Here is a 21,975-nt window from a genome sequence, read left to right as displayed (position 1 = left end):
ATTATGGGAAAGAAACGATGGATGGCAGGGATGGTATGTGCATTCTGCACGCTGCCGCTCGCGGTGCAGGCGGCAGAGGGGGAGATGCAGAGCTATGAGACGACTGCGGTCAACGTGACAGCACAGGGCTATGAGAAGCCGACACTCGACACGCCTGCCGATACGGTGGTCTACACGGCGGAGGAACTAAAAAAGACGGGCGCTCGCGATGTGATCTCCGCACTGAAATTCAAGAATGGCGTGCACTTTACCAATATGGGACCCGACGGACAGACGTGGATCACGGGCAACGCGGGCGTAAACCTGCGTGGCGTTGAGAATGGGACGCTCATCCTTATTGATGGCGTGCCTGCTTCGTTCAATAACGTGAGCCACCTCGATATGATGAGTCTCGACGCTGTGGAGCGTGTAGAGATTGTGAAGGGAGGCGGTGCGGTACTCTATGGCTCGGAGGCGTTCGGGGGTGTCGTGAATGTCATCACAAAACAGACGTACAAGAACTCGGCACACGTAGCAGCAGGGGATCGTGGGCAGCGCGACTATGCGGCGACCATCGACCTCGGCAGGGTGGGCATTGCCGTCAGCCGCTCGTACTATGGCACGACAGGGAATTTGACAAATGCTATGGGGAATCTGAAGATCAACGGGACACAGACCCCCTATATGGTCGGATTTGGCAAGAGCCGCAAGGATCACGTCAACCTCACGTACAAGATCAATGACGAGATGCGCCTCTCCTATATGTACAGCGGCAAGAATCACTCCATTCATTACAACGATGCTGCAGGGAATCTCCTCAAGTATTTCAAGTACGACGACGATGAGCATTTTGCGAATTTCGGCTATCAGGATAAAAAGGGGTGGTCAGGCAGTGCGTACTACAATTTCCGCTCGATCTCGAACCCCGATTGGTTTATCGTGAATCCGAACACCGTAGAGTGGGAGAAGAGCCATCACCGCCAGTACGGCGCCGAGGTGAAGAAGATCTGGAAGGACGATGTGAGTACGACGCTCGTCGGTATTTCGGCGAAGCGGCAGACCTATGTCAATCAGAATCAGAAGTATCGAAAGTATTCAGAGAGCGACAGTACGCTAAAACCCTACGCAAAGTTCGGCGGCTACGGCATGAATGAATACTCGCTCGTTGCCTCGTATGATCGTGACCTCAGCCCCGTGACGGCGGCGATTGTCAGCATGCGTCAGGATTGGGTGAAGTCCTCGGCGGGCGACTATGACGCCTTTCTTCCGCAGCTGCAGGTGACCACGCGCCTCAGTCGTGACAGCGCCGTCTATGCGAGTGTGGGCAAATTTTTCCGTATGCCGAATTTCCGCAACCTGTACTATGCGAGCGCTGTCATGGTTCCCAATCCGAATCTGAAACCGGAGTCCGGGTGGAACTATGAAGTGGGGTACAAGTATGACGGCAAAGGCCGCCGCTTTACAGCGACTGTGTTCCATACAGATGTGTGCGATCAGATTGTCGGTGTGAAGGGCAGCGACGGCAGGAGTTACCAGACGAACGCAGCATCCTATCAGAACACAGGACTGGAGGTGTCTTATGCACAGGATGTCGATGCACACGTCACGTTCAACACCGGTTTTACCGTTGGCAATCCCGAGCGCAAGTACAAGGATGGGCAGCCCTTCGTGCGCGCGCTCGGCCGCTATCAGCTGACTGCCGGCGTAAACTACGAGAACCGCGACCTCTCGGCGGCACTCAGTCTTAGCTACTGGGGCGACCGCGGCTACAACAGTACGAGTAATGAGCGCGTACGCTTTATGCCAATTTCGGGCAATCTGCTTGCCTCGAATCTTCATGTCGCCTATCGCTTCACCCCTGACCTCACCGGGACATTCGATGTGGACAATCTCTTCAATCGCCGTGACTATACGAACAGCGGCAACTATTACACCGTCGGACGTTCCTTCCTCATTGGTATGAACTACGCGTTTTGATTTAGGAATCGCTGATAAAATGAAGTCCGTCAGATCGGCGTAGATTTTTTCGTCCGATTGAGGAGGCAAACCGGACGCATAGCCAAAGCTATGTGGAGGATTTGCAGGCATTGAGCGGGCAAAAAAGATGCGCTAAGATGGCGTGGCTGAATTTATCAGTGCTTCCTTTACACTCTGTTCTTATGAAAGTCCCCCGACAGCGTTTGCTGTCAGGGGGCTTGTGCGTTATGGATGAATTTTTTCGAAGCGGTACGCCTGCGATGCGTCGGGATATTTCGCACGGTCGACCGCGCTCAGGAACATCGCAAGAGGGCGGGCATAGATGCCGTACGTCCCGTAGAGTGCCTGATAGATGACGAGCAGCTCGCCCGTCTCCGTGTGCTCTGCCACGGTCTCGATGCGGTAGAGATTGCCCTTGAAGTGCCGCCAGATCTCGCCGTGCTGTGGTGTTTCACGTGTCATATTCTGCTCCCTTCTGTTATGTCCGATTATAGGGCGGTGTACATCCGATGTCAAAGCATCGGTACGAATCTCTGCCGAAGCGGCAGTTTTATATTGACAAAACACAGAAAGTCGTTATAATAAATGTAAGATTCAAAGGTGTTACTGTTCGGCAGGCATTACCGCGATCTCTGCGCAGAGCGCAGGCGTACGGTGATGTCTGTTTTTTGTTGCACAGAAAGGTCGTGTTTCGGATGTCTTTTCTTCAGATATTCAAAAGGGGACCGCAGGCAAAGCACCCCAAAGAGGTGCGGGAAAATGTGGTCTATGCTCCTGTGGAGGGAGAGCTGATCCCTCTGGGACAGGTGGATGATGAGGCGTTTGCGTCGGGCAGCCTCGGGAACGGCTGTGCCATTCGCCCCACGGACGGCACAGTCTATGCACCCGTGAGCGGAACGGTGAAGATGGTGTTTCCCACGGGACATGCCGTCGGTATTGTCAGTACTGCGGGGATGGAACTGCTCATCCACGTGGGGCTCAATACGGTCGAGATGAACGGGGCAGGCTTCCACGCGCTCGTATCTGCCGGACAGACGGTGCAGGTGGGGGTCCCGCTCCTGACGTTCGACCGCGCGAAGATACGCGAGGCGGGATACGATTCAACCGTCATCATGGTTGTAGGAAACGATAAGGATTTTCCGCCGTTTCAGATGCGGCCGTCGAGAACAGTCGCGGCGATGGCGGAGGCATTTTCTTTTTGAATGCGCGAAGGAAGGAGGCTTCCTTTGAAGATTTTGCGTGTATACAGCAACAATGTGGTCTTGGCCAGCGACGAGGGCGGTGCAGAGGTTGTGGCCATCGGCAAGGGCCTCGGCTTCGGGGCGCATGTCGGCGACACGATCGCGGAAACGGCCGTGGAGAAACTCTTCGTGCTGAAAGACAAGCAGGTGCAGAACAGGCTCGGTGAGATCATCGGCGATCTGCCCAGTGTCTATCTGGAGATCGCAGGGGACATTCTGAAGGTGATTCAGGATGAGGCGGGACGGCCGCTTGACGAGGCGATCTACCTCACACTGACGGACCATATCAGCGTATCGCTTGCACGCGAGAAAGCGGGCGTGCGCTGTGTCAATCCGCTGCTGCCCGAGATTCGTCTGCTCTATCCCGAGGAATTTCGTCTTGCGCAGCTTGCGGTGCCGATCATTCGGCGCTTCCTTGATGTCACGATCTCGGAGGATGAGATTGGATTTATTACACTTCATATCGTCAATGCATATATGAATCACCGCATGGTTGACACGATGAAAGTGACGCGCATGATACGGGACATCCTCGCGATTATTGAGGCAGCTTTTCCGGAGGCCTATCGGAAGAAGGGCCTTCCCTACGATCGCCTTTTGCGGCACCTGCAGCTCTTTCTCTGGACGCTGGTGACGGCCGAGACGGTGGTGCAGGAGAAGAGCTACTTTTACACATGGGGAAAGAGTGAGCATAAGGACGCCTACGCATGTGTGCAGCAGATTGCTGCCTATCTCGAGGAGGAAACAGGCAAGAAGATCACAAACGGTGAGCAGGGTTATCTCCTGCTGCATCTGGTCAATTTGATTCATTCATAGGAGGTAATTATGCGGGAAAATTTAACTGCGGAGATTCTGGCTGCCGTTGGCGGACCGGAAAATGTTGCGTCGCTTGTACACTGCGCGACACGGCTGCGGTTTTCGCTGAAGGATGATGCGAAGGCGGATGATGCGAAGGCACAGGCGATTCCGGAGGTGCTCAGCCTCGTGAAGAAGGGCGGACAGTACCAGCTTGTCATCGGCAACGATGTGGATCGTGTCTATGCCGCACTGATCGCCGCTGCACCTGCGCTGCAGCAGGAGAAGGCACCCAAGGCGGAGACGAAGGCCGTCGAGGAGAAAACGCTCATCAACAGGATCCTCGGAACGATCACAGGTTCTATCGCACCTGTTGTGCCGCTCCTTGCCGGTTGTGGTATGGGCAAGGTGCTGCTGCTCGTTCTGGTGATGACAGGCTTGCTCGACAAATCGTCCTCTTCCTATGTGTTTCTCAACATGATCTTTGATACGGGCTTCTACTTCATGCCTGTCTTTATCGGCTTCTCCTCGGCAAAGATGTTCGGCTGCAATCAGTATATGGGCGCATTCATTGGTCTCGCCATGGTCCATCCGACGTGGGTGGCGATGGTGTCGAAGGGGAACCCCGTGGACTTCTTCGGCATCCCCATCATGCTGGCGAAGTACTCATCGACGATTGTGCCGGTGCTGCTCTCTGTCTGGATCATGTCCTACATTGAGCGTGTAGTGAAACGTATTACGCCTGCAATGGTAAAGATCTTTGTCGAGCCAATGCTCGTCGCGCTCATCAGTGTGCCGCTCGCACTCATCTGCATCGGCCCGGTGGGCAACGTTATCTCGCAGGCGATCGCGGACGGCAGCATGTTTGTCTACAGCCTGCTTGGCAGCTTTGCACTCGCGGTACTCGCGGCACTCTATCCGTGGCTCGTATCCATTGGCATGCACAAGGCACTGAGCCCGATCAGCATCATGCTCGTCGCGCAGCAGGGCTTTGACCCTGTCATCCGCGTGGTGGCACTCTGCTCGAACATGGCGCAGGCAGCTGCGGCGATGGCGGTTGCATGGAAAACGAAGAATCAGAAGCTCCGCTCGCTCGCTTTCTCGTCCGGCATGACCGCCTATCTCGGCGGCATCACGGAGCCTGCCATGTACGGTGTCAACCTGAAGCTGAAGCGTCCCATGTACGCTTGTATGCTTGGCAGCGGTGCGGCGGCGCTCTTTGCGGGGATCGTAAAGCTCAAGGCTTTCATCTACGTCACGCCGGGCCTGCTCAGCATGGCAATGTGGGTCAGCGAGGATGAGAACTACATCGTATATGCACTCATTACCCTGCTCATCTCGTCCGTCGTCACCTTTGCAGCGGCGCTTGTGATCGGCTTTGAGGATCCGAAGGAGGAGGAAGAGGCATGAAGCGTGCGTTTATCTTCGATATGGACGGCGTCATCGTCGACAGCGAGCCGCTTCACACGGCGACGAAGATGGAGACCTTTCATCATTTTGGCATCCCGTTTGAGGAATGCCGCCTCGAACAGTACGCGGGGCGCACGAGCAAGGAGCTGTTCTCCGATGCGCTTGCAGACTGCCCGACAGAGTTGACGTGGAAGGATCTCGCAGACTACAAGCACCGGCTCTACATCGACCGATTGACACATGCTGCCGACATCGTGCCGATCCCTGGCGTCGTACAGCTCATTGCGCGCCTCCACGCGAAAGGCAATCTGCTCGCCGTTGCCTCTTCCACGGGGCGAAACATTATTGAGATGGTGCTGCGGCGCTTCGGTGTACGTCCGTACTTCACTGCCGTCATCAGCGGGGCGGAGCTTCCACGGAGCAAGCCTGACCCTGTGATCTACCGCAAAGCAGCGGACTCTCTCGGCATCGTGCCTGCGTACTGTACCGTGATCGAGGACGCGGCCGCCGGCATCGCGGCGGCAAAGGCCGCCGGCATGACCTGCATCGCCTATCACAACCCGAACTCCGGCAATCAGGATCTTTCCCACGCCGATTGGATTGCCGAGAGTTTTGACATGATTGAACCATAATTCTGATAGCAGACAGTCCGCCTTCGCTGCTGCACTTGTGCAGCAGCGAAGGCGGACTGTCTGGTTCGAACAGGAACCCACTTGGGCTCTATCACATAAGTTGTGGCCACTTGTGGAGTGTCCCCCGCGCGAACACAGAGTTACGCAAGCGGCCGTGCGCTTATCTGCCAAAATACCGTCGCACTTCTTAAAGGTCCTTCAGCTGGTAAGAAGAAGTGCGACGGGGGCAGAACGCACCCTTGTTCCGCTTGCTTCACTACGGATCGCTTTGGGGGACGCACCACATTCATACAAGCGGTTTCAAAATACCCCACAACATTTGATAAAGATCAAACCTTGCCGAGGCTTCCATTGTGTAGCGAATTCGTGTAAAATTGGGAAAAGAAGGATGATGGAGCAGCCCTATTTCCTAAACGATAAGGAGGATGCTGCGATGAAACATACGGTAACATTGTCAAACGGAGTGAGTGTTCCCGCGCTCGGACAGGGGACTTGGTATCTTGGCGATGCGGAGGAAATACGGGCACGCGAGATTGACGCGCTGCGTGCGGGGATCGAGGCGGGGATGACCCTGCTCGACACGGCGGAGAACTACGGCGACGGCCGCTCGGAGACACTCGTCGGCGAGGCGATCCGCCCGTATGACCGTGCGAAGCTCTTTCTCGTATCGAAGGTCATGCCGTCGAACGCGTACGGCACGCGGCTCATGCAGTCGCTCGATCGCAGTCTCTCCCACCTCGGGACGGACTACCTCGATCTCTACCTCTACCACTGGCGCGGCGAGCGGCCGCTTGTGGAGATGGTTGCGGCGATGGAGGAGGCGCGTACAGCGGGCAAGATCCGCGCGTGGGGCGTGTCGAACCTCGATACTGCGGATATGGAGGAGCTGTGGCGGATCGATGGCGGCACGAACTGCGCGGTGAATCAGGTGCTCTACCACATGGGCTCGCGCGGCATTGACTACAGCCTCCTCCCGTGGATGCGGGCGCATCATGTTGTACTGATGGCGTATTGCCCGCTCGCGCAGGTGGGGCGGCTCGGCTGCGACCTTCTCGGGAGCAGCGTGCTCGGAGAGCTTGCGGCGAAATACGGCGCAACCCCTGCGCAGATCGCACTCGCATGGGCAATCCGCGACGGGAATACGATTGCCATTCCGCGCACGGGGCGGCGGGAGCACGCCGTCAGCAATGCGGGTGCGGATGCCTTCGACCTCACGGCAGAGGACTGTGCCGCGATTGACCGCGTATTCCCGCCGCCGACGCAGAAAGAGCCGCTGCATATTGAGTAGAGGGGCTGTGCCTTGCATCCTCCACATGAACGCTTAGTTGCGCAAGTGATTGTATGCCTATCTGCCTAAATACCGGCGTACTTCTTAAACGCGCTTCGCTTGAACGAAAGAAGTACGCCGGGGGCAGAACGCATACTTTACTCACTTGCTTCACTAGGGTTCGCTTTGGAGCAATGCAAGGCATACCTCATCATATCTGAAAATAATCATAGTAACCGCCGACAGGAGGAAATACGATGAAAATAGTGGTACTCGACGGCTATGCGGAGAATCCAGGGGACATCAGCTGGTCGCCCCTTGAGGTTCTCGGTGAGCTGACGGTCTATGACCGCACCGCGCTTACGGAGTCGCCGCTGATCGCCGAGCGCATCGGCGACGCGGAGATCGCTGTCACGAACAAGACCCCGATTACACGCACCGTGATCGACGCGTGTCCGAACCTCCGTGCCATCGCCGTACTCGCGACAGGGTATAACGTCGTGGACACGGCGTATGCGCGTGAGAAGAATATCCCTGTCATGAATGTGCCTGTCTATGGTACGGACAACGTCGCACAGTATGCAATCGCCCTGCTCCTTGAGGCGTGCTCGCAGGTGGGACATCATGACCGCTCCGTGCACGCGGGCGAATGGACGCGGAGCATCGATTTCTGCTATTGGCAAAAACCTCTCATCGAGGTCAGCGGCAAGACGGCAGGCATCATCGGATTCGGGCGTATCGGTCAGGCGGTCGCACGCATCCTCTCCGCGATGAATGTCCGCGTCCTCGCCTATAGTGGTTCCGAACGCGCGGAGGGGTGGGCACTCGCGGACTATGTGCCGCTTGACACATTGTTTCAGAAATCGGACTTTATCTTCCTGCACTGCCCGCTTACACCCGAGACCGATGGCATCATCAATGCGGCGAACATTGCAAAGATGAAGGACGGTGTCATCATCGTCAACAATGGGCGTGGACAGCTCATCGTGGAGGAAGATCTCGCAGCGGCACTCACGCGCGGCAAGGTCGCCTATGCGGCGGTCGATGTGGCGTCGTCCGAGCCGATTGCGGCAGAGAACCCGCTCCTGTATGCACCGAACTGCATCATCACACCACATATCTCGTGGGCAACGAAGGAGGCGCGCGAGCGCATCATGCAGATGACGGCGGACAACGTGCGGGCATTTATGGACGGAAAACCGACGAATGTTGTGAATTGAGATGGTCGTTCGGTATAAAAAAGCCCGTGGATACAACGCGGCCACGGGCGAAAATTTGTTTGTGTTTATCGGTTGCTCATAGTATACTGTAACTGAAACGTCCTGGGCAGGAGCAATCCTGCGGCGGTATCTTTTCCCCGAAAGGGGGTGAGCAGATATGTCTGAAATCAGAGCGATTCTTTTATTGATCGTTGCGACAGGGTATATCTTAGCGATACAAAAAAAGTAACCGCCCATTCCCACAAATGAGCGGTTATTTGAAAAAATAATTCAGCCAATTTGGAAAGATGCCGTCATAGGACGTTTCTTTCTACACCTATTATAACAGCCAGCTGCGCTTTTGACAAGCGTGCATATGCTATGATGGAAAAAATGATTGCAAAAAAGGAGTGATCATGATGAACTTGCGCAGTGATGCAGACGGTATTATTAAGGAAGCCCTTGGGGCGGTTTTGCCTGATGCGGCGGTGCGGCGTGCACTCGCGGGGAACACGTTCGGCAGCGGGCGGATCGTGCTCGTTGCCGTGGGCAAGGCAGCGTGGCAGATGGCGCGCGCGGCGGCGGACGTGCTCGGGGAGCGTATCGACTGCGGCATTGTGATTACAAAATACGATCATGTCATGGGCACGATCCCGCGCGTCATCTGCATGGAGGCAGGGCATCCCGTGCCCGATGCGAACTCGTTCACGGCGACAGAGGAGGCTCTGCGGCTGACGGAGCAGCTCACAGCGGAGGACACCGTGCTCTTCCTCCTTTCGGGCGGCGGCAGTGCACTCTTTGAAAAACCGCTGATCCCCGCCGCAGAGCTCACGGCTCTCACGGAGCAGATGCTCGCCTCGGGCGCGGATATCGTTGCGATGAACACGATCCGCAAGCGCATGAGCGCGGTCAAGGGCGGTAGATTCGCAGCGCACTGTGCTCCCGCGCGCGTCTTTTCGATCGTGCTCAGCGACATCCTCGGTGATCCCCTTGACATGATCGCATCGGGCCCTGCACACCCCGATACATCGACGGCGGCAGACGCACACGCCATCGTACGAAAATACGGGCTGCAGCTCTCGGATGCGGCACGCGCACTCCTCAATGCGCCGCTGCCGACGGCACTGCCAAACGTCACGACGCACATCACGGGCAGTGTGCGCGAGCTGTGCACTGCGGCTGCGACGGCAGCGCAGAAGCGCGGCTATGCGCCCGTCCTCCTCACCGATCGGCTCGATTTGGAGGCCCGTGCGGCGGGACAGTTCCTCGCGTGCATCGCGCGGACGCACGCTGCGGACAGTGATTCGACGGCATACCTCGCGGGTGGTGAGACCGTGGTGCGGCTCATGGGCAAGGGGCGCGGCGGCCGCAATCAGGAGGTCGCGCTTGCGGCGGCGGAGGGCATCGCAGGGCTTGACAATGTCGCCGTGTTCAGCATCGGCAGCGACGGTACGGACGGCCCGACGGATGCGGCGGGCGGCTACGTTGACGGTGGGACGATGGCGGCCCTCGCGCGTGCAGAACAGAGTGCGGCCGAGGCCCTTGCGGAGAACGATGCCTACCCCGCGCTGAATGCTGTCGGCGGGCTCATCATAACAGGTCCGACGGGGACGAACGTGAACGATGTCGCCGTGCTGCTCATCCGTGGAAAAGGGGACACACATGGCGGACTTTGAGGACATCCTTGCGGCACGCGCCGCCGAGGCGGGGCTCGCACTGACCGAGGCGCAGATCGCGCAGTTTGCGATTTACAACAATATGCTCGTCGACTGGAACACGCGCATGAACCTCACAGCGCTCACCGTGCCGGAGGACGTGGCGGTCAAGCACATCATCGACAGCCTCACGGCGTACGAGCCTGTACTCTTTGCCGCAGCGGAGGCCCTCATCGACGTGGGCACGGGCGCGGGACTGCCCGGCATTCCGCTCGCCGTCTATGTACCGCACATCCATGTGACGCTGATGGATGCACTGCAAAAGCGTGTGCGCTTCCTCACAGAGGTCACGGCGGCAATGGGGCTCACAAATACACGCTGCATCCACGCACGCGCGGAGGAGGCTGCTCATACGGCGGAACACCGCGCCGCCTACGACATCGCTGTGAGCCGCGCCGTCGCCCGTATGCCCGTGCTGCTCGGCTACACACTCCCCTTGGTGCGCGTGGGCGGCACCGTGCTCGCACTCAAGGGAAGAGCCTACATCGAGGAGGCAGAGGAGGGGGCGGCGGCAGCGGAACGTCTTGGCGGCGGCGCGATCCATGCGCGTCCCGTGCACCTGCCCGGGCTTGACGACGTACGCGCCATTCTCTCCGTTACGAAGAAACGCTCCATACCGAAGGTCTATCCGGCACGCAAGGGAAGGCGGAAAAATAAGGGATGAACGGTGTTTTTGTGAAATTATATCCTTATTAAGAGGGTTTCGTTATTTCATGTCGAAATTAAACAGAGACTATGGTATATTTGTTGTGCGTTTTTTCGGAATGAGAATTCGCAGGTATATGTCCTCGGGTTCCGTAGGATACGGGAAAATGGATTGATAAGGGGATAACGAGATGAGACAGTGGAAAGGATTCGCACTGGGCACGCTGACGATGCTTCTCGCAGCGGCACCGCTTGCGGAGGCGGCAGAGGACGCAGCCCTGACACGCGCAGAGGTGCGTGCATCGGCGGTGGCGGACGCCAAGGCAGCACGTGCAGCCGCCTTGGAGGAGAAAGCTGCTGCGCGTGCTGCAGACAAAGAGGCACGCCAAAAGGAGCGCGCCGATGCGATCGCAGCGCGTAAGGCGGACAAGGAAGCGCGTCAGCAGGAGCGCGCTGCCGCACTCGCTGAGCGCAAGGCGGCAAAAGAGGAGCGCAAGGCGGCACTTGCCGCCGCAAAGGCGGAACGCCGTGCAGAACTCGCCGCCGAGAAGGCAGAGCGGAAAGCGGCACGCGCGCAGACAACGGCACGCAATAAACGCGAACGGGGGGCACGCTACAGGACACTCTTTACGGACAACGGGTTCACCTACTATCTGGATGTCAAGAATACGCGTTGGATTCCGCGCCCCTATCAGAGCTCGGAGTACATGATCGACGCATGGGTGCGTCTGGTCGAGGACACGACGGGGGCGCCCGTCGCAGAGGACGGGAAAATCCGCCCCGCAAAATACTTTCTCGAACACTACTATATCAGTCCGAAGCACCGTCAGATCATGTTCCTCTCGGAACTTGAAGTCACGGGGCGACCGGAGAACGCCGTCAAGGAACGTGCCTACGACCCGAAGAATTGGGAGCAGCTGGTACCGGGCTCCATCGAGGACGACTTGTACGAGGCAATCACCGCACGGATGGGATCGGCACCGGGTGAGCGTGGAGGACTGCTCAGCGGGACGAGCGGCATGAGCCTGCGCGATATGGTTGAGGAGTACGCACGTATTTCGTTCTAAGGAAGCACTGATAAATTCAGCACCGCCATCTTGGTGCATCTTTTTTGCCCGCACTGTGTCGACAAATCCTTCACATAGCTTTGGCTATGCGTCCGGTTTGTCTCCTTGTTCGGACAAGAAATCTACGCCAATCTGACGGACTTCATTTTATCAGCGATTCCCTAAACGGATACGACGAGAGGAAATGGGGGGCTCATTTTGTTGGAAAATTATGGAGAACGTGATCTCTGTCAGGTCACAGGCCTCCTCAACATGATGCAGTTTATGCGCCATGCGTCCGTCCATCTGCAGGATGACCTGGCGGAGCCGCTGACATTCATCTACTTTGACATCGAGAACTTTAAGAGCTTTAACCAACGGTACGGCTTTCAGCAGGGCAACCGTCTCCTGCGCTACGTCGCTGATCTTCTGCGCGAGACATTCGAGGGGAAGCTTGTCGCGCGCTTCAACGATGATCACTTTGCCGTCGCGACCAATGGAAAAGACTACGCCGACGCCATCCAGTTCATTCACGAGCGGATTCATGTCTACGATCTGGGGCTGCCGATGGAGGTCAAGGCGGGCATCTATCGTCCGGGCAGGGGGGTCATGGATGTCGCGCTCATCATGGACCGCGCAAAGATCGCCTGCAACAGCATCAAGAACACCTACGACCTCACATGGGCGGAGTTCAACCCGTCCATGGAGGAGGCGCTGAACTTCCGCAGTCACATCATCCGCTCCTTTCAGGAGGCGATGATCGAGGGCTACATCGAGGTCTACTACCAGCCTGAGATTCGTGCGATGACACGGGAGATCTGCGGATTCGAGGCGCTCGCACGCTGGAAGGATCCCGAGCACGGCATGATCTCGCCGGGGGTGTTCGTTCCCGTCCTTGAGGACGCGCATCTCTCGCCGCAGCTCGATCTCTACATCATCGAGCGCGTCTGTCAGTCGATCGATCAAATGCGCCGCGAGGTCCCGGGGTGGGAACTCCTGCGCGTTTCGGTCAATCTCTCGCGCGCGGACTTCCGTCTCATGGACATGGTGCAGGCAGTCGAGGATGTCCGCCTGCGCTACGATGTCTCGCGCTCCATGCTCAACATCGAGGTTACGGAGGGAGCGCAGAGCGGGGATGAGAAATTCCTGCAGGGCGAGATCGCACGATTCCGCGAAAAGGGCTACGAAGTCTGGATGGATGACTTCGGCAGCGGCTACTCCTCGCTGAACAACGTCAAGGACTACGTCTTTGACGTGCTCAAGATCGATATGAACTTTCTGCGTTCCTTCGAGACCAACCCGAAGTCCGCGATCGTCATCCGCTCCATCGTCAACATGGCTAAGGAATTGGGAATGCACACCCTCGCCGAGGGCGTGGAGACCGAGGCACAGTACGAGTTCCTGCGCGAGATCGGCTGCGAGAAACTGCAGGGCTATCTCTTTAGCCCGCCGATGCCGCTCGACCAGGCGATTGCCTACTGCCATGGACCGGAGGCAAAGGCTAAAGTCGAGCCGTTCCGGCTTGGTGGTTACTATACGGAGATCGGTGCAATCAACCTGCTCTCAAGCGAGCCGTTGGAGCGCCGCGGTTCGCCCGAGATCGGCGACGCGCTCTCGCTTGCCGTGCTCGAAGAGTGTGACGGTGAGATCCGCTACCTCTATCAGAGCCGCATGTTCAAGAACTTTCTGCGCAGCATAGAGCTGGACGATGAAAGCGTACACACGCCGCACTACGAGCGGCGCAAACGCCAGAACGAGCGCATGATCGCACGCATGATGGAAGAGGCGGACCGCACCGGGCGCGAGGTGTATACCGACTTTATCACGCGCAACTCGTTCAACTCCGTACGCCTCAGGCTTGTGACGCGTGACGTGGATGACACGCGTGCCGTATTCCTCATGGCGACGGTCAACATCTCGCGCTTTTCTCCCGAGGCGGGGTCGATGCAGGAGGCGCTCAACCAGATCGTCGCACTCTACGATCGTGTGGATCTCTTCGACCTCGGCGCGTGCAAGCTCATGCAGCTCTACCGCGATGTCTATGAGCCGAACTACACACAGGAATACGGGCATTTCGAGGAGATCGTCGCGCGCTATGCCGAGGAAAAGATCCTGCCCGAAGAGCAGAACATTTTCAAGAGATTTTACAGCGAGAAACATCTGCGCGCCGTCCTTGAGGACAAGGAGACGAACGAACAGGTCACGGTCCTTCTCCACAAGTGGGTGCCGGGCAAGGAGCGTATTCTGCGCCTGCACCATCTCGTTCCGTTCCGCCTCGGGGAGCGCGAGTATGTAATTTCCTGCGTCCAGACCGTCAACGAGAACATCATCGGCGCGGCAATCGCCGCACTTGCGGCCGAGGACGAAACGGGTGAAGCGTAGGGAAAGTGCTGTCGCTGCCGCTTGCGGTGATGGATGTGCTATAAACCTCAAACAATAATCTCACATCAGAAGTGTGGGGAGCACTTGAGCGATCGGGTGCTCCTTTTTGCGTCCATCACACTGATGCGAAATTTGCATCGTATGTTTTCTTTTGCTATACTTCCTTCTGATAAAACAAATGTTTGAAGAAGGAGTGTCATATGTACGAGAACAACAAGGGAATCGCTGATAAAATGTCGTCTGTCAGATTGGTACCCAAGTACGCCGCACTCACGAAGGCGGAGGAGGATGCGCTCATCACGCGTGCCGTGCGCGGCGAGGCACAGGCGATGGCGGAGATGCACGCGCGGTATCGCGGGCTGATCGTCAGCGAGGCGCACGCCTCGTACCTCAGGAACGCGGCACTTGCGGCGGATGCGGAGAACATCGCCGTGCTTGCCTTCATCGAGGCACTGCACGACTACGACCCGAAGCACGGCGCACCGTTCGCGGGATTCGTCAAGGCACGCGTCCACCACGCACTCTACACCGAGTTTCGCCGCGAGCGGCGGCTCTGGGAGCGGACGTGCCACCCCGAGCAGGGTGCGGAGGGGCGCGACGTATGGGAACGCTGCGGCGGCACGGAGGACATGGCGGAGCGTGCGGATCTGCGCCTCCTCGTGCGCGGGATTCTGCGCAGCGTCATGCACCGCCTCACCGAGCGTGAGAAGGAGATTTTGAGTCTGCATTACTTCCGCGACCTCACACTCCGCCGCATTGCCGTCCTGCTCGGAACATCGGCGAGTGCTGTCTCCAAGAGCAAGGCGAATCTCCTGCGGAAATTGCGTGCAGGAGCGGAGGGAGAATGTGCGTGGTGCTGAGTTTATCAGTGCTTCCCTATCGCCAGGAGCTTTCCCCATGAATACGCTTGCAAGCGCAGGTAAAATATGCTATTCTGTGATAGGGTAATGGATTTGTAAAGGAGATGTCCTACATGGCACAGACCAGCATTAGCATTCGCATGGACGCTGAACTCAAAAAGAACTTCGAGACCTTCTGCGGCGCAGTCGGCATGAATATGTCCACGGCGATCAATATGTTCGCCATCGCCTGCGTGCGCGAGCAGCGCGTCCCGTTCGAGATCTCCGCCCAGCGCGCACTGCCGGGCGAGTCGCTCGACCTCTTTACGGATACGACGTGGAGCGATGGGGAAAGCTGAACGCCTGCGGGGCATATTATGCGCATGACTACAGCGGTAATGTGTGGATTGGGAAAAACCTTGAAGGATGCAGCAATCCGCGCCTGCACGACAAAGGGCTGACCGCGAAGCGGTGGTAGGGGCGCTATGGACGATAAAGGCTGTCTGCCGTGAGAAAACGGCATTCGCCACAAGTGCCCCTATCGCCTCACTACGTTCGGCACTTCCCCCGCACTGGCGGGGGAAGCTAAAATAGCAGCATCCCTGCAAGGGGACGGCACACACGAGGGACGGTTGCACGAAGCTAAAACTTCGTACAACCGCCTCCTTATTTTTTTGCAATTTTTTAGACTCCTTGTGACTTTTGCAACAGAACGGGGGATAATTCTCAATTATAATGTTCCCATAGATGATAGATGTTTTCAATTATATAGATGGGAGCGATACCAATGGCTGAAGAAAAGAAGCACGAACCGGGACATGAGTTCCTTGCGCGTCTGGGCAAGACACGGCTGCGTCCGGGTGGGCGTGAGGCGACGGAGTGGCTGCTCGGTCACGTTGACTTTACCGCAGATACGCGCGTACTTGAGGTCGCGTGCAATATGGGTACGACGATGGTTGCCCTCGCGGAGGCGCACGGCTGCCGCATCACGGGGCTTGATATGAATCCAAAGGCACTGGAGAAGGCGCGTGCGAACATCGCGGCGCACGGGCTGAACGATGTGATCGACGTGGTGGAGGGAAATGCGCTCGCGCTGCCCTTCCCCGACGCAACGTTCGATGTCGTCATCAACGAGGCGATGCTCACGATGCTGCCGCGTGAGAACAAGGCAAAGGCGATTGCCGAGTACTTCCGCGTGCTGAAGCCGGGCGGTGTGCTCCTCACGCACGATGTCGCACTGCGCGTGACGGATGAGGCGGAGGCGGCGGAGCTGCGTGCGGGCATCTCCCGCGCGATCAATGTGAACGTCGATCCGCTCCCGCACGCACTCTGGGAGAAGCTGCTGCGCGACGCGGGCTTTGCCATCGAGGTGCAGACGGGCGATATGACGCTGCTCGACCCTGCGGGGCTCGTGCGCGACGAGGGATTCGACGGCGCGATGAAGATCATCCGCAACGGACTGCGCACGGAGAACCTCGACCGCTTCCGCAAGATGTTCAACTTCTTCTTTGACCACAACAAGGAGTTCTCGTACATCGCCGTCGTCAGCAAAAAATAGGTGGATCAGGAGAGCGAACGAAGGCATCCATGTGTCGGACAGATGAGGAGGAATCGTATGCGAATGACAAAGCAGAGGGCTCTTGCGGCGGCGGTCGCGCTCACACTTTCGGGCACGGCGCACGCCGTCTATGCAGAGGACACGCAGGCGCAGAAAGAAGGCTATGAGACAGCCCCCGTTGTGGTGACGGCATCGGGCTTTGAGGAGGATGTGCGCTTTGCGCCCGCGAGTATCTCGGTCATCAAGGCGGATGAGATCGCGCAGCGCGGCTATACAGATCTCCGTCAGGTGCTTGATATGGTGGAGGGTGTCGACACGTTCGGCGCGACGGGGCGGTTCGATACGCCCGCAGTCTCGATTCGCGGGATGGACGACGGCTATACGCTGCTCCTCGTGGATGGGGTGGCGCAGGTGGGCCCCGGCATCGCGGGCGGGATGATGCGCAGCTTCAACCAGCTCGCGAATACGAGCCTGCCAACACCGAGCCAGATCGAGCGCATCGAGGTGGTGCGCGGCCCGATGTCGACACTCTACGGCTCGGATGCAATGGGCGGTGTCATCAACATCATCACGAAGAAGGTGACGGACGAGTTCCACGGCTCTGTCTCCGTCGGCAGTATCCTTGAGACGACGGATGGCAAGTCGAACACGATGAAGTACAACTTCAACGTGGCGGGGCCCATTACGCGCGGCAAGGTCGGGATGCAGATGCGCGGCAGCTATCTGAAACGCGGCCCATCGGCATTCGGTGTGGACAAGGAGAAGCGCGACTATGACAACTGGAATCTCGGGACGCGCGTGACCTATACGCCCGCCGCAGGGCACAGCTACTATCTCGACATCGACCGTGGGCAGAACATGCGCGACGGTGATTTTGCACAGCGCGGCAAAATGAAGCCGCCCTCCCCACCCGCTCCGCCGAACGCACAGGTGGTGACGAAGCTCGACGGCGATGTCGCGCAGCGGTTCGACCGCATGAAGATCGTGCTCGGCGCGGAGAACAAGGTCGGCAAGGAGGGGACGTGGACGAATACCCTGTCCTTTCTGCGCAACGAGATGCACCTCGATGCGGATATGACGGGGACGGCAAAGCCGAACATCCTGCCGCTGCGCATTCCGATCCGCTCACAGATCCGCAACAATGTGAAGAATGACTTTGTGACGTTCGATACGAAGTACGTCACGCCGCTCGGCGACGATCACACACTGGCGGTAGGGGCACGCTGGCAGCGCGAGGGGGTGGACTATCATCTGAAGCGGACGATTGCGCCGACGGGCTGGGCTCCGCCGATGTTTGCCAATATGATGCGTCAGCGCAGCTCGAACGACAACGGCAGTCTCTCGCGTTCGAGTTGGGCACTCTACGGCGAGGATACGTGGGCACTCACGAAAAAGCTCGTCTTTACCTACGGTCTGCGCTACGATCATCCCGAGGACTACGACGACAATCTCAGCCCGCGCGGCTACCTCATCTATATGCCGAACCGCAATTTCACGGTAAAGGGCGGCGTTGCGACGGGGTATAAGGCTCCGACGATGCTCCAGTCCGCGCCCGTGGACATCCATCTCAATATCACGGGCGAGATCTATCGCGGCAACACGGGGCTGAAACCAGAGAAGTCGACGACGGAGGAAATCGGGTTCTACTACCACAACGAGCACGATACGGATGCACACGTGACGTTCTTCCATACGGATTTCAAGAACAAGATCGACCTCAGTGATGCGGTGAATGTCGCGGGCATCGGTGCTGTCCGCACCTACGAGAATGTCGGCAAGGCACGTATCCACGGCATAGAGGTCGGTACGAAGTTCGCGATCGCGCCAAAGGTGACGGCGGGGCTGAACTGGACGCTGCTCACCAGTCAGATAAAGAGCGGCAAGAATGTCGGTCAGCCGCTGCGCTCCACACCAAAGCAGGCGGTCAACCTCAAACTCGACTGGATGCCGACGGATGCGACGAATGTCTGGCTCAGTGCGCAGTACCGCAGTGGGATGTACCGCTCGAAGCAGGCAGCAGGGATCGCCTCGCACTATCGTCCGTTCACCGTCCTCAACATGGGCGTGACGCACAAGCTGCGTGACGGGCTCTCCATGCAGTTCGCCGTCAACAATCTGCTGAACCGCAACTTCGACCAGACAAGAACGGCGGCAGACGGCACGAAGTACGGCGACTACTATGACGAGATCGACGCAGACGGCATTGCGGGCGGTTCCTATATCTCCCACCGCAGCTACTGGCTCGGTCTGACATACGACTTCTGATGATCGGATAAAAAAGAAGCTGCCTCCACCGAAAATAAATCGGCGGAGGCAGCTTCTTTGTATTCATAAAATAAATAACGATAAATATGTACAAATAACTATAAAAAGAAAACAATTAAGAAAAATAATTCAAGCCGTGTACGCCGTTTCGTGCGTGACGCTCTGCAATCCATGCCTTGAGGCGGGCGGGATCGCTGTTCAGCACGAGTTCCTCGGGGAAATCAATGTCCGCGAGAATGGCATGCGTATGACTGTGCTCGCCGACATCGATGTCGATGTGCGCGTCGCTGCCGATGAGGATGTGTGCGCCGTGATGGCGGCAGGCGGCGAGGAGATCCCGCGCGAGGAGTTCCGAGCCGACGCGCGGACCGTTCGGGTTGTGCGAGGCATTGTTTGCCTCGATGAGGACGTGCTCTGCGGCGGCGGCGCGGGCAAGCGCATCGAAATCCACGGGGTAGGCGGGGTTGTCGGGATGCCCGATGATCGTGACGTAGGGATTTGCCATTGCCCCGAGGAGGGCGCGCGTATTCTCCTCCTGCGTGCCGGGCGCAATCACAATATCATGCAGACTTGCGATGGCGTAGTGCATTTTTTGCAGGACGCGCACGGGCAGATCGACCCTGCCCTCGTAGTCCATGACGTTCAGCTCCGCGCCCATGATGATGTCGATACCGTAGGCGGCGGGGCGGATGACTTTGAAGTTGCGAAAGTACATCTCGTGAAAGGTGCCGGGCAGCGCGGGCGCATGGTCGGAGATGCCGACGAGGGCGAGCCCCTTCTCCTTTGCCATCGTCGCGATCTCACGGATCGTGCTGTAGGCGTGCATACTGGCGATGCTGTGCGTGTGGATGTCGATGATGTCGGTCATGGGGATCCTTTCATTAAAATCAAATAGAGCTGCTGCATGAAGAAGAAAATGTCTTCGTGCAGCAGCCCCACATATCATTTATGCTTAGAGTTTGAACTTGTTCGTTGTGTTCTGCAAGTCGGTCGCGAGAGTTGCGAGGGACTGGGATGCGGAGGCGATCTCTTCGCTCGATGCGGACTGCGACTCGGACGAGGAGGAGATGTTCTGCATGTTCTCCGCCGTTTTTTCCGTGATCTCGCCTACCGTGGTAGCGGACTGGATAATCAGCTCCGTGCCATGTGTGACGGTCTGCATGGACTTGTTGATGTTCGCGATCTGCTCCTTCATCTCGTCGACCATGCGCGTGATGTTCTCGAACTGTGTACCGACCTCGCGGATGGCAGCCGTACCCGCCTGCACTTCGCTCGTACCGCTCTGCATGGCGGTGACTGCCTGTGCCGTGTCTCTCTGGACGCCCGCGATGCGCTCCTTGATCTGATCTGCTGCCTCGCGGGACTGCTCGGCGAGCTTTCGGACCTCCTCGGCGACGACGGCGAAGCCGCGCCCCGTCTCCCCTGCACGCGCTGCCTCGATGGCGGCGTTGAGGGCGAGGAGGTTGGTCTGCTCGGCGATGGCGGAGATGGTCTCGACGATCTCGCCGATCTGCTTGGAGCTCTCGCCGAGCTTCTCGACGACCTCAGCGGAGCACAGAACGCTCTGCTCGATGCCGTTCATCTTTGCCATGGCGTCGTTCATGAGGGCTTCGCCCTTTTCGGCGGCCTCGGCGGTCGCGGTCGAGCTGCCCGCGACACGCTCGGCTTCATGGGTGACGCGCTCAATGTCGCCGGAGACGATGTCGATGTTTTTCTTTGCCCCTGCAATGCTTTCGAGCTGGCGATCCGTACCATCTGCGACGTTTGAGACGGTGCCTGCAATCTCGGTGGCTGCCTCGGCAGTCTGGTGTGCACCTGCCGTGAGCTGCTCGGAAGCGGCGGCGAGTTGTTCCGCTGTGGCCGCGACCTGACGAATGAGATCGCGGATGTTCTTCATCATCGTGTTGAAGTTTGCGGCGAGCTGTCCGAGCTCATCCTGCGAGGTGACAGGGAGATCCTGCTGACTGAGGTCGCCCTTTGCGAGTGCATCGACGTGGTGCATGAGCCGCTCGGTCGCCCCCGTGATGGTCGCGGCAAAGCGCAGGAGTGCAAAGAGGATGCCCGCAACGAGCAGGATGCCGATGAGGGTGAGCACGCCATACGTCACCTTGAGTCCGGCGAGCTGTGCAAATGCGATGCGCTCGGGTACGGCAATGGCAACAATCCAGTCTGTCGACGGAACGGTTGCGTAGGCGATGATTTGCTCCTCGCCGTCCTTTTCCATGGCGAAGAAGCCGTTCTTGTTCTTCAGCATCTCGGGGAAGCGTTCCTTGAGCACGGGATTTTCCTCGACCTTGTGCATCGCCAGGCCCTCAGTGGAGGCGATGATGAGACCGTCCTGGTCGATGACGATGCCCGCCCCCTCACCGTGGAATTTCACTTCCTTAACGCGGTCGGCAAGCGCGTCAAGTGCAATATCAGAGACGACGACACCACGGAATGTGCCGCTCGCGTTTTTGTACGGGACGGCGATGGAGACAACGGTTTTCTTGGAGATGGCATCTTGATAGACGGGGGTGATGATGGTCTTGCCCGCCGCCTTGGCATCCCGATACCATGGGCGATCCAACGGGTTGAACTCGCCCGTGAGGTTGCCGTCCGTGTAGCTGATGAAGCGCGCATCCTCCGAGCCGTAAGCGAGGTCGATCAGTTCATTGTCCCCTGCGGCGAGGCTCATGATCGACGGATCCATCTCGATGGGGTTGCCGTCGAGCGCGGACACCAGATTTGCGGCGCTCTCGGCACGCTGCACCTTGCGTGACATCCATGCGTCCATCTTCTCAGACTCAACGTGCAGCGCAGCGTTGATCTCCCCCGATACGCTCTCTTCGAGTGCGGTCTGCGCCTGGTGGTAGCCGATGCCGCAGATCGCAGCAACGAGCAGCGCCATGAGCGTTCCCATCAGGAGTAATTTTTGTTTGATACTCAAAATACGATCCCTTCCCTTCCTTTATTTTGAAGTGTCATTTAATGATATATTATTTTATATTTTTAAGCAAGTCTTTCTGTCTCCAGGACGTAATTT

General features: G+C 57.9%; 18 protein-coding genes. 15 read left to right on the top strand and 3 right to left on the bottom strand.

Annotation, left to right across the window (positions count from 1 at the left end):
- Positions 1-3 precede the first annotated feature (3 nt).
- Positions 4-1,956 carry a TonB-dependent receptor plug domain-containing protein gene (locus HMPREF9334_RS04430; RefSeq protein ID WP_006692301.1) on the top strand — a complete coding sequence of 651 codons (1,953 nt, stop codon included), beginning with the start codon at positions 4-6 and terminating at the stop codon, positions 1,954-1,956.
- A 225-nt stretch (positions 1,957-2,181) separates the two neighbouring features.
- Here HMPREF9334_RS04430 and HMPREF9334_RS04425 read toward each other — a convergent pair whose 3' ends face one another.
- On the bottom strand, positions 2,182-2,418 hold the full coding sequence (locus tag HMPREF9334_RS04425; protein WP_006692300.1) for a DUF1653 domain-containing protein: 237 nt from the start codon (positions 2,416-2,418) through the stop codon (positions 2,182-2,184).
- A 299-nt stretch (positions 2,419-2,717) separates the two neighbouring features.
- Here HMPREF9334_RS04425 and HMPREF9334_RS12495 point away from each other — a divergent pair, with 299 nt between their 5' ends.
- From HMPREF9334_RS12495 to HMPREF9334_RS04355, 14 genes are all read left to right on the top strand, one after another.
- Positions 2,718-3,158: a PTS sugar transporter subunit IIA gene (locus HMPREF9334_RS12495; RefSeq protein WP_245535223.1), complete on the top strand. Its 441-nt coding sequence runs from the start codon at positions 2,718-2,720 to the stop codon at positions 3,156-3,158.
- 24 nt (positions 3,159-3,182) lie between these two features.
- The gene (locus HMPREF9334_RS04415; protein WP_006692298.1) at positions 3,183-4,013 is read left to right on the top strand and encodes a PRD domain-containing protein; all 831 of its coding nucleotides are present in this window, start codon (positions 3,183-3,185) and stop codon (positions 4,011-4,013) included.
- Between the two features lie 9 nt (positions 4,014-4,022).
- Positions 4,023-5,402 (top strand): PTS transporter subunit EIIC, encoded by a 1,380-nt coding sequence (locus HMPREF9334_RS04410; protein WP_006692297.1) that lies wholly within the window; start codon positions 4,023-4,025, stop codon positions 5,400-5,402.
- Positions 5,399-6,034, top strand: a complete 636-nt coding sequence (locus HMPREF9334_RS04405) for an HAD family hydrolase (RefSeq protein WP_006692296.1) — start codon at positions 5,399-5,401, stop codon at positions 6,032-6,034. The genes HMPREF9334_RS04410 and HMPREF9334_RS04405 overlap by 4 nt, the downstream gene beginning before the upstream one ends.
- Before the next feature lie 433 nt (positions 6,035-6,467).
- Positions 6,468-7,322, top strand: coding sequence for an aldo/keto reductase (locus HMPREF9334_RS04400; RefSeq protein WP_039957364.1), 855 nt, complete (start codon positions 6,468-6,470; stop codon positions 7,320-7,322).
- A 236-nt stretch (positions 7,323-7,558) separates the two neighbouring features.
- Complete coding sequence (locus tag HMPREF9334_RS04395) at positions 7,559-8,521, top strand: D-2-hydroxyacid dehydrogenase (RefSeq protein WP_006692294.1); 963 nt, start codon at positions 7,559-7,561, stop codon at positions 8,519-8,521.
- Positions 8,522-8,919: 398 nt separating this feature from the next.
- Entirely contained in the window at positions 8,920-10,176 is a 1,257-nt protein-coding gene (locus tag HMPREF9334_RS04390) for a glycerate kinase type-2 family protein (RefSeq protein WP_211204842.1), read from the top strand.
- Positions 10,163-10,879: a 16S rRNA (guanine(527)-N(7))-methyltransferase RsmG gene (gene rsmG / locus HMPREF9334_RS04385; protein ID WP_006692292.1), complete on the top strand. Its 717-nt coding sequence runs from the start codon at positions 10,163-10,165 to the stop codon at positions 10,877-10,879. The genes HMPREF9334_RS04390 and rsmG overlap by 14 nt, the downstream gene beginning before the upstream one ends.
- 172 nt (positions 10,880-11,051) lie before the next feature.
- Positions 11,052-11,927: a hypothetical protein gene (locus HMPREF9334_RS04380; protein ID WP_006692291.1), complete on the top strand. Its 876-nt coding sequence runs from the start codon at positions 11,052-11,054 to the stop codon at positions 11,925-11,927.
- Positions 11,928-12,128: 201 nt separating this feature from the next.
- Positions 12,129-14,288, top strand: coding sequence for a putative bifunctional diguanylate cyclase/phosphodiesterase (locus HMPREF9334_RS04375; RefSeq protein ID WP_006692290.1), 2,160 nt, complete (start codon positions 12,129-12,131; stop codon positions 14,286-14,288).
- 233 nt (positions 14,289-14,521) lie between these two features.
- A complete protein-coding gene (locus HMPREF9334_RS04370) occupies positions 14,522-15,148 on the top strand; it encodes a sigma-70 family RNA polymerase sigma factor (protein ID WP_039957362.1) in 627 nt (208 codons plus the stop codon).
- Between the two features lie 113 nt (positions 15,149-15,261).
- Complete coding sequence (locus tag HMPREF9334_RS04365; protein WP_009656571.1) at positions 15,262-15,486, top strand: type II toxin-antitoxin system RelB/DinJ family antitoxin; 225 nt, start codon at positions 15,262-15,264, stop codon at positions 15,484-15,486.
- A gap of 428 nt (positions 15,487-15,914) precedes the next feature.
- Positions 15,915-16,685 (top strand): class I SAM-dependent methyltransferase, encoded by a 771-nt coding sequence (locus HMPREF9334_RS04360; RefSeq protein WP_006692287.1) that lies wholly within the window; start codon positions 15,915-15,917, stop codon positions 16,683-16,685.
- A gap of 57 nt (positions 16,686-16,742) precedes the next feature.
- Entirely contained in the window at positions 16,743-18,950 is a 2,208-nt protein-coding gene (locus tag HMPREF9334_RS04355; protein ID WP_245535221.1) for a TonB-dependent receptor domain-containing protein, read from the top strand.
- A gap of 115 nt (positions 18,951-19,065) precedes the next feature.
- On the opposite strand, the gene HMPREF9334_RS04350 is transcribed toward HMPREF9334_RS04355, so the two are convergent.
- On the bottom strand, positions 19,066-19,818 hold the full coding sequence (locus HMPREF9334_RS04350) for a phosphatase (protein ID WP_006692285.1): 753 nt from the start codon (positions 19,816-19,818) through the stop codon (positions 19,066-19,068).
- 84 nt (positions 19,819-19,902) lie between these two features.
- A complete protein-coding gene (locus HMPREF9334_RS04345; protein ID WP_006692284.1) occupies positions 19,903-21,879 on the bottom strand; it encodes a methyl-accepting chemotaxis protein in 1,977 nt (658 codons plus the stop codon).
- Positions 21,880-21,975: the final 96 nt, after the last annotated feature.

Source organism: Centipeda infelix ATCC 43532 (assembly GCF_000234095.1).
In the GTDB taxonomy this organism is placed as follows: Bacteria; Bacillota; Negativicutes; order Selenomonadales; family Selenomonadaceae; genus Centipeda; species Centipeda infelix.
This window is presented reverse-complemented; position numbering and strand designations above follow the sequence as displayed.